Source organism: Micrococcus sp. KRD070 (genome assembly GCF_017168435.1).
Lineage (GTDB): Bacteria > Actinomycetota > Actinomycetes > Actinomycetales > Micrococcaceae > Micrococcus > Micrococcus luteus.
The window spans coordinates 1-8,170 of sequence record NZ_JABFNH010000059.1 but is presented as its reverse complement, the minus strand read 5'-3'; the positions used below and the strand labels follow the sequence as shown (position 1 = coordinate 8,170).

The window sequence follows — 8,170 nt, the reverse complement described above, 5'->3', positions numbered from 1 at the left end:
GATTCCAGGCACTCGTGGACGAGCCCGGGGTGGGCCGCAGAGAAGGGGCGGGACTCCTCCCCCGCGTTCGCGGCGAGGAACTGGAGCTCGGCCATCATCTGCTCATCGGTCTCGAAGACGGGAGGGCGGCGCTCCATGCTGCCGCCGGCCTTCTCCACCCAGACGTGGTCGGAACCGATCATGTGAATGTTCTCCACCCCGGGCTCGTCCACGAGTGCCTGGAATCGGCCCAGACGGAACATCGCATCGAAGGTGGCCTGGCGCAGTGCCGCCTGCTCTTCGGCAGTCCATGCGGCGTCGCGGCCGCCGGTCTGCACGTTCTCACGCATCTGCTCGATGATCGCGCGGTCGATGTGCCGCCAGCCCATGGCGTGCAGCTCGCTCTCGGGCAGGTCGATGCGGTCGGCGGTCTCCTCGGCGTGCCAGTCCACGGCCTTGGCGCGCAGCACGTCGACGATCGACCAGAAGCCCGTCAGCTCCGTGGTGTTGCTCGGCCGGGCCGGGGCGCTCTGCTCGGCCTGCGGTGCCGGCTCGGGCACAGCAGTCAGCGGCCGGGACAGCCCGGGTAGCTCAGCGGAATCGGTGGGAGACGGGGTAGTGCCCAGCGGGCGAGCCAGGTGAGCGCCGGCGGAGGCGGGGATCAGGGACGGCCGGGCCGGCTTGGCCGGGGTGCTCTCGGTCAGGAACGGGAGGTTGAGCAGGTCCAGGGACATGTCGGGGGTCTGATCCTTCATCGCTGCTCTCCTCCGGTCTCGGTGGGCATGTCCGCCTCGATGAGCTGGCGGCGGGCCATCAGCGCGTCCGCGAGGGAGGCGTTGGCGGCACCGATGGCCCGCGTGTAGGAACGCAGCCTCCAGGACGTCGCCTGGGCGCCCCCGCCGAAGTGAGCGCCGGCTTCCGGGCTCTGGGGAAGGCGTCCACGCACCGGCAGGCCCAGCACCTTGGAGATGTCCTTGGAGGGGAACTCCTGGGCTCGATCTTCGACCACGAGCAGGGAGGACGTGTCCACTGCCCCCGCGGTGGCGCGGGCCTCCAGCACGGCCGGCAGATAGGCACGCGCCGCGGCCACGGAGACCAGGTCGCTGCGCACCACGACGCACAGGTGGTCGCTGTCGCGCCAGAGCGCCTCCCGGCCGTGGGCGTTCTCGGAGCGGCCAGCGTCGACGATCACGTCGATGTCCTGGCCAGAGACGGCGCGCAGAGCCATCATCAACTCCGGCCAGAGGCCCCGCATGGATCGCGCGGCCAGCGGCTCGGACATGGCGGGCAGGAGCCAGCGGGAAGGCTGGCCAGCGTCCTGGCCCGTTCCCAGGTCGACGGCGTAGTCCCAGATGTCCTGCTCCGTCAGGGCCTGTCGCATGGAGTTGTGGGCGATGCCCATCAGGCCGCTGTCGGCCGGCATGCTGCCCTGCAACCACCCGGCGAGCACGGATGAGGGCTTGCTGACGTCGGCCTCCACGAGCAGCACAGGGCGCGGCCACTGCAACGTCATGGCCACGGCCGTGGTGCTCACCCCCGGGCTGACGCCGAAGGCCGCAAGGGTCAGGATGCTCACTTCTGCGCTCCCTGCATGATCACGCTGGCGGTGCCAGCGGCACCCCAGGTGGCGACCTTCTGGGCGTCGGCCTGCTTCACGCGCAGATCCACGGTGGTCTTCCCGCTGTTCTGGTCATGGTGGCTGGCCTCGATCACGGCCGCGACGGGGTCGTGATTCTGGTTCTCGTCACCGGCCTGGGTGTTCTGGTTGCCCGGGGTGAAGAGGACCTGGACGTGATCTCCTGCGGCCATCTCCCGGGCAGGCAGGCGCCCGACCTCCAGAGCCAGGCCCACCAGCGATTCGCCGTCCTCCACACCCAAGGACGTTGCCGTGGACGTGCGCGTGATGGTGCTGCCCGGCTGGAGGTCGGTCGTGGCCACCTGCCCCTGGATCTGCTGGGCCTCGGTCGCGGGGACCAGCACGCTGGGGTCGCCAGCCACGCGCACGGACGAGAGCATGGAGGACTCGATCTTCTGCCCTCGCTCCACGGGAGCGTTCACCACCAGGTAGGGCTTGGCCTCGTTGGCCTGGGTCCCCACGAACGCGCCGAGGCCGCCCAGGGCAGCCAGGGCGACGGCGACAGCCACACCGCCCACGCGGCGCTTGGCCACCGGCGTCGGCGCAGGACGGCCCACGGGAGCCGCCGCGCTGGAGCCGGCCTCGCTGACGCGCGGGTTCTCGGTGGGGGTCACCTTGGGCGACCGCTTTCTCAGAGCCACCTTGGCCTGCCTTTCTCGCTACTGAGGGGACTGCACGGGGAGCGTATCAAACCTGCCAGCCGTGATGGCAGGTGGCTTGGTCCTTCACCAGACATAAAGCCCGGACCGCCCCCTCATGTCCCTCTGTACGGTAGACATTTCTGCATGAGCGCCCCCGCATCCCCCCTCGACACGGCCGTCGTCGCGTTCAACTCCACGCTGCGCATGCGCATCCTCGTGCTGATCGCCCGCTCCCCCGGCCTCGGCGCCCACGACCTCGCCACGTCCCTGGACACCCCCCGCGCAACCCTCTCCCTGAACCTGCGCACCCTCGAGGAGGCCGGCCTGCTGACCTCCAGCGACACCTCCGAAGCGCGCCGGGGTCGACGCCTGACCTACCGCCTCAACCGGGAGGCCTACAGCGCGATGATCGAGGCCCTGGGCGCGATCGTCGAGCGGTGACCTCATGCCATACCGGCACCACATCCGGAGTGCCGTTCATGCCATAACACCGCCGTATGCGCGCCAGTCCCCAACCGTCCGCTATGCCAGTTGCACGCCATAACACTTCGGGAAATCTCTCGGTATTTCCCGAGAGATGCAGTAGACTGGAGGAGTCAGATCACAGGGAACCTAGGAGGTCCTCATGTCCACCCCTGCGCGCTCATACGCCATCCCAGGCGTCCTGGCGGTCGCCAACGGCAAGGGCGGTACCGGCAAGACGTCGCTGGTCGCCAACCTCTCCGGTCTGGCCGCGGCCGCCGGCATCCGCACCCTCACCATCGACCTGGATCCCCAGGGCAACCTCTCCCCCGACCTCGGTCTGGAGAAGTCGGACGGAATCGAGCTGCGTCGAGCCCTCGAAGATGGGGCGCCGCTGCCGATCTCCACGGATCCCATGCGCCCAGGCCTGGGCGTCGTTCGCGGCGGCCCTCGTTTGGCCGACATCATCAGCCTGCTGGTGGCACGCGGCTACGACGCCCCGCCCCTCGGGGCTCTTCTGCACCGGAGCCTGAGCCAGGTCATGGAGGAGTGGGACCTGGTCGTCATCGACACGCCCCCGGGAGACCGCGCCCTGGTCGAGGCCGCCTTCAGCGTCGCCGAGGGCGTGGTCATCGTCTCCAAGACGGATCTCCGCTCCCTTGACGGCGTCGCTGTGACGGCCGAGCGCTTCCAGGCCGTTCACGAGACCACGAACCCCGACGTGCAGCTGTTGGGCCTGGCGCTGTTCGACGTGGAGGCGCGCGCCGTGAAGATCGAGCGAGAGGCCCGCCAGGCGCTCGAGCAGATGCTCCAGGGGCTGGCCTTCGACGAGGCCGTCTTCACCGCCCGTATTCGGCACGCTGCCGGCGCCGCCCAGGACCTGCGCAAGAGCGGACGCCTGGTGCACGAGCTCGAGAGCGATGTGGCCCGCGCTCACCGAGAGCGCTTCGCGCGCATCAAGGCCGGTGAAGCCTCGACCTTCCATGCGTCGACCATGGATGGCCTGGCAGGGGACTACGCCGCACTGGCCCAGGAGATTCTGGGACGCCTGAGCGCTCTGGGCCGGGACGAGGAGGAGGACGCCTGAGATGGAGACCCCCAATCGAGCAGACGGACTCGGCGCTGTGTTCAACGCGCGTGGCCGGGGCAAGAAGAAGCGGGCGGAGAAGGTCGACTCTGTGCCATACGCCATGCCAGAAACCACGCCAGATGCCACACCGGAATCCACGCAGGACACCACACCGGAAACGATGCTTGTCGCCACGCGAGAGACCGCACCGGAACTGATGCCAGACGTGAGGCGCGCGGTCCCGCAGGAAGGCGCGCAGGTGGTCGAGCTGGACCGTGTGGACGTCCCCGAAGAGGAAGAGCTGGTCGTGCGCAACACGGCCGTCTACCTCCCCGTCCCGGTCCTGGATCGGTTGCGGACCGCGGCCGCCAAGCGGCATCGGACCTACACGGACCTGCTGATCGACGCGTTCGACGAGCTCAGCGACGATCAGCTCTGGGCGGCCTGCGGGCACAAGCCGCGTGGGGACGGGGGGATGCCGCGTGGGCGCCGAGGTGCCGCGCGCGGCCAGGGGGGCGTGCAGGTGCAGCTGCGCCTGGATCAGGAGCAGCGGGGTTGGCTGGATGAGCAGGTGGCCCGTCTGGGCGCCCCCTCCCGGAGCGCCATGGTCGCCTCGGTCTACGACGCCTGGCTGCCGAAGAGCTGAGCCGGCATGAGCAAGGGGGGCGGCCCGGCAGGGCCGCCCCCTTCGTGGTGCATCAGCCCACGCGCAGGTGCCGGGGGCGCTGGTGGGCTGCCTGCGGGACGTGGGTGGCGGAGGGGTGCAGGCGCAGGCCGGAGTCCACCACGGCCACCTTCGCCTGGGGGTAGATCAGCTTCACGGGCTCGAGGTTCTTCAAGAAGGCGGCCTTGAACTGGCGCGGCTGGGCGTACTGGGCGCCGAACTGGGTCTCCAGCTGGCGCCAGGAGACGGTGGTGGTGCGCTGGAGCGTGGACATCCGGTAGGAGAGCCAGACGTAGAGGTCCATGCGCATGGGGGAGCCGCCCAGGGCTGCCAGGGCGGAGGAGAGGACCGGGACGGGGGAGCGCATGACCTCCTCGAAGTAGGGCTCGCTGAGCTCGATGCGCGCATGGTCGGCCCCACGCTGGTACGTGAGCTCGTAGCGGTGGGCCACGTGCATGTTCTGGCCGCTGAGGGTGCGCCGGCCGGGCGTCTCGCGGCTGGTCTCGATGATGATCGAGGTCGTGCTGAGCCGGTGGAGCTGGTCCATCACACGGCGCTGATTCGCCCCGGAGGGGTAGGTGCCGACGCTGGAGAGGAACGCGCGCAGGGAGGGGCCGGGGTCCAGGTGGCGGGAGCGGGTGCGCACGGCCTCGGTGGACATCCAGGTGAGCAGGGAGCGGGCCAGGACGCCGAAGGGGAAGCCCGCCGGGCCGGGGGAGAGCGTCAGGGTGGTGTCTCCGTTGCGTCGGCTCCAGTGGGGGACCGTGGCTCCGGGGTCGCGGTAGGGCAGGCTCAGCTGGGCCCAGATGCGGGTGGAGAAGGCGACCTCGCCGGGGTTCTGCTCGATCTCCTCGCTGAGCTCGAGCAGCCGCAGGCGCCTGGGCGAGAGGGCCGGGCGCGTGGCCGCGTCGATGGAGGTGATGTCCGGCGTGTGGTTCATGGCTGAGGTGACCTTTCGGACCCGATGACGGGTGGGCGTGGAGGGGACGGAGCGGGTGTGGAGAACTGCGGTCGCCGGGGAGTTATCCACGTGCATCTTGTGACGGGGGCTCATAGTCGGCGGAGTGGACGCAGATTGGGGGCGAAATCGGCGGGATCAAGCCGATCGCGTGTGTGCATCTTGTGACGGTGCGCCGGTCGGGCCGGAGGTTATCCACGTGCATCTTGTGACGGCCAGTGTGTGCATCTTGTGACAGTCACCCCGTCAGAATCGGCATGATTGCACCGATTCTGGAGGGTCCCCATGTAGTAAAACCACATGTATTCCTCCTGTAGTGGGGGGAGGTTTCGCTGTGCATCCGTGGATAGCCGTTCGGTGAGGTGGTCGCGGTCTGGGGTTCAGGCGGCCGGGGCCTGCTCCATGAGGGCCGCGTAGTCGGGAGCCAGCTCGCTGCGCTCCAGGGCGTAGTCCTTCACGGCCTGGGTCAGGCGAGTGCGCAGGACGTTGATGCGCTTGCACAGGCCGCGGCCGCTGTAGCCGTACTCGTCGCTCAGGGCTGCGCGCTCGGCCTCGTCGGCCAGCTGGTAGCGCAGGAAGACCGCGGCATCGCGGCTGGAGAAGACGGCGTTGTCTCGAGCCCAGGCGATCAGGGCGCACAGGTCCCGGGTGGCACGGCCGTTGTCGGCGGCCTCATCGTCGGCCGGCTCCTCGGCCAGCTGCGGCAGCCAGGAGGGCAGGGCCTCGACGTCGGACTGGCCGTCGTAGAGCTTGCGCTCGAGCAGGGAGTCCTTGAGCACGTCCATGGCGAGGTTGCCGATGCACGAGCCGGCCCGGTGCAGGGAGGGCCTGCGGATCCACTTCCACGCTGCGGCGATGACGGCGGCGGAGACCTCCTCGCGGGCGGAGTGGTCTCCGTGCATGGCGGCCATGCGCATGCGGGTGTGACGGCCGGCGATCAGGGTGAAGCGAGGCAGCATCAGCTGGAGGACGGCGCGGGCGCAGTCCTCGTCGCCGACCGCGGCCTGCTCGAGCAGGCCGCGCATGATCTGCTCACGGACCTCCACGGTGCTGCGGGCCACCGTCTGGACGAGCTCGATGCCGGTCTGAGCGCCGTGAGGCCAGGGGTGGGAGGTCTCGGCGTAGCGCACGGCCCACTCGGCGTTCAGGCGGTCGATCACGGTCGGGGCGTAGGTGGTGGTGCTCATCGGACTCGGTCCCTCCATCAGTGGTGTCCGGGCGTCCCGGACGGGTCACTGACCAGCCAAACGAGCAGGTCGGGAAACGAATCTGGATCTGGATCTGGATCTGCCGATCGTCTGGATTTCCAGAACCTGGACCGCAGGAGATCGGCGGAATCATGCGGATGTGGGGGAGGGGCGGAGAAAAAGTTCCCGCAAGGAAGGGACATCGGTTCCCGCGGGCGGCCTTTAGTCCGGTGAGAGATCGCCCGTCCAAGGAGCCCCCGTGATGTCCGAGCAGACCCCCGAGATCGTGACCGATGAGCAGCTGGCCAGCTTCGTGCGTGAGGCCCAGACCATGCGGGAGGCCGAGGCCGTCCTGGAGGCGGGTCTGGCGGACCTGTGTGCGCGGCCGTTCGACCAGGCCAGCCAGGAGGAGATGCGTCGCCTCCTGGACTCCGACCAGCTGCGCGAGGCCACCCTCATCGCCCGGCGGATGGGAGGGCAGGATCGGTGAAGCTGCTCTCTCGCAAGAAGAAGACCGAGCCCGCCGCGGAGGCGCCGGAGCAGAACAGCCCGACGCCGGCCAAGTCCAAGGTGAACAGCCTGGCCTCCCGGGTCCTGCTCTACGGGTTCTACGGGGCGATGGTGCTGTGCCTGGGCCTGTCCGGCCTGGCCGTGGTGCTGGCCGCTTCGACGGCATCCCAGCCGGCGCCGACGGTGGAGGTGCCCGACACGTCCACAGCCGAGGGCGTGGCGACGTCCTACGTTTCGGCGTGGCTGCGTGCCACCCGCGATGACCAGAGCCTGCTGGAGCCCTACATCGGTGGCACGAAGATCCCCCAGCTGCCCGTGGAGCCGCTGGGCGTGCGCGACGTCGCCGTGGCCGGCGTCCAGCGCGGCCAGGACCCGAGCATCACCTCCGTGACCGTCGCCGCCCATGTGGAGCAGCGCTCCGGGGCGCCGAGCGCTCCGCAGGGAGCGGAGGCGACCAAGAGCCTGTCCCTGCTGGAGCAGGCGACCGCCTCGCCGACGTCCTCTGCCTCGCCGTCGCCGTCCCCGTCCGCGGCCAGTCCGTCTCCGGCGGCTGGGGTCACCGCCAAGCCGGTCCCCTACACGCTGCGGTACTACCAAGTGGCCGTTCACGAGCAGGCCCCCGGCCAGTTGCAGGTCATCGGCTACCCCACCCCGGTGCCGGGGCCGGCTCACGGAGACCCCGTCACCCTGAACTACTCCCAGCGGGTCGGCCCGGACACCGACCTGGGAAAGATGCTCGACGGCTTCCTCCAGGCCTACGGCGCCGGCCGCTCGGATGTCTCCCGCTTCCTGGCCCCCGGTTACAAGCTCGCCGCCATCGACCCCGCCCCCTACACCCGCCTGTTCATCCAGGAGATCCGCGCCGATCAGGTCCTGGAATCCGTCCAGCCTGGCACCCCGGTGCGCGCCCTGATCCAGGCGGAGGCAGAGCTGCCCGATGAGCGCAACTCGCGTATGGGCGTGACGGTGCCGGTCACCGTGACCTTCCGCGACGGCCGATGGGAGGTGACCTCCCTCGACCCGGCCCCCCTGATCGACACCTCAGCCCCTCAGCTGTCTCTTAT

The 8,170-nt window shown here is 69.7% G+C and carries 8 protein-coding genes and 2 pseudogenes; 5 read left to right on the top strand and 5 right to left on the bottom strand.

What is annotated here, in order from left to right:
• From J1M38_RS11840 to J1M38_RS11830, 3 genes and pseudogenes are all read right to left on the bottom strand, one after another.
• A pseudogene (locus J1M38_RS11840) lies at window positions 1-734 on the bottom strand (hypothetical protein); the annotation flags it as partial.
• Window positions 731-1,555 carry a hypothetical protein gene (locus J1M38_RS11835; RefSeq protein ID WP_206450844.1) on the bottom strand — a complete coding sequence of 275 codons (825 nt, stop codon included), beginning with the start codon at window positions 1,553-1,555 and terminating at the stop codon, window positions 731-733. The gene J1M38_RS11835 and the pseudogene J1M38_RS11840, both read right to left, overlap by 4 nt.
• A complete protein-coding gene (locus J1M38_RS11830; protein ID WP_206450843.1) occupies window positions 1,552-2,256 on the bottom strand; it encodes an SAF domain-containing protein in 705 nt (234 codons plus the stop codon). Before J1M38_RS11830 ends, J1M38_RS11835 begins: the two co-directional genes overlap by 4 nt.
• Before the next feature lie 144 nt (window positions 2,257-2,400).
• Between J1M38_RS11830 and J1M38_RS11825 the strand changes: the two genes are divergently transcribed.
• The 3 genes from J1M38_RS11825 (at window position 2,401) to J1M38_RS11815 (ending at window position 4,433) form a co-directional block, all read left to right on the top strand.
• Entirely contained in the window at window positions 2,401-2,697 is a 297-nt protein-coding gene (locus tag J1M38_RS11825; protein ID WP_031943868.1) for a helix-turn-helix transcriptional regulator, read from the top strand.
• Window positions 2,698-2,881: 184 nt separating this feature from the next.
• Window positions 2,882-3,805, top strand: a complete 924-nt coding sequence (locus J1M38_RS11820) for a ParA family protein (RefSeq protein ID WP_206450842.1) — start codon at window positions 2,882-2,884, stop codon at window positions 3,803-3,805.
• Between the two features lies 1 nt (window position 3,806).
• Complete coding sequence (locus J1M38_RS11815; protein ID WP_206450841.1) at window positions 3,807-4,433, top strand: hypothetical protein; 627 nt, start codon at window positions 3,807-3,809, stop codon at window positions 4,431-4,433.
• A 52-nt stretch (window positions 4,434-4,485) separates the two neighbouring features.
• Here the strand turns inward: J1M38_RS11815 and J1M38_RS11810 are convergent, their stop codons facing one another.
• Complete coding sequence (locus J1M38_RS11810) at window positions 4,486-5,391, bottom strand: replication protein RepA (protein WP_101966132.1); 906 nt, start codon at window positions 5,389-5,391, stop codon at window positions 4,486-4,488.
• A gap of 398 nt (window positions 5,392-5,789) precedes the next feature.
• Entirely contained in the window at window positions 5,790-6,596 is an 807-nt protein-coding gene (locus tag J1M38_RS11805; RefSeq protein ID WP_206450596.1) for a hypothetical protein, read from the bottom strand.
• A gap of 262 nt (window positions 6,597-6,858) precedes the next feature.
• On the opposite strand from J1M38_RS11805, the gene J1M38_RS11800 reads away from it, so the two are divergent.
• A complete protein-coding gene (locus J1M38_RS11800) occupies window positions 6,859-7,086 on the top strand; it encodes a hypothetical protein (protein ID WP_206450597.1) in 228 nt (75 codons plus the stop codon).
• A pseudogene (locus tag J1M38_RS11795) lies at window positions 7,083-8,170 on the top strand (conjugal transfer protein); the annotation flags it as partial. The gene J1M38_RS11800 and the pseudogene J1M38_RS11795, both read left to right, overlap by 4 nt.

Coding starts and splice junctions, on each gene's coding strand:
- J1M38_RS11825 (WP_031943868.1), top strand. CDS start 2,401: ATGAGCGCCCCCGCATCCCCCCTCGACACGGCCGTCGTCGCGTTCAAC.
- J1M38_RS11820 (WP_206450842.1), top strand. CDS start 2,882: ATGTCCACCCCTGCGCGCTCATACGCCATCCCAGGCGTCCTGGCGGTC.
- J1M38_RS11815 (WP_206450841.1), top strand. CDS start 3,807: ATGGAGACCCCCAATCGAGCAGACGGACTCGGCGCTGTGTTCAACGCG.
- J1M38_RS11810 (WP_101966132.1), bottom strand. CDS start 5,391: ATGAACCACACGCCGGACATCACCTCCATCGACGCGGCCACGCGCCCG.
- J1M38_RS11805 (WP_206450596.1), bottom strand. CDS start 6,596: ATGAGCACCACCACCTACGCCCCGACCGTGATCGACCGCCTGAACGCC.
- J1M38_RS11800 (WP_206450597.1), top strand. CDS start 6,859: ATGTCCGAGCAGACCCCCGAGATCGTGACCGATGAGCAGCTGGCCAGC.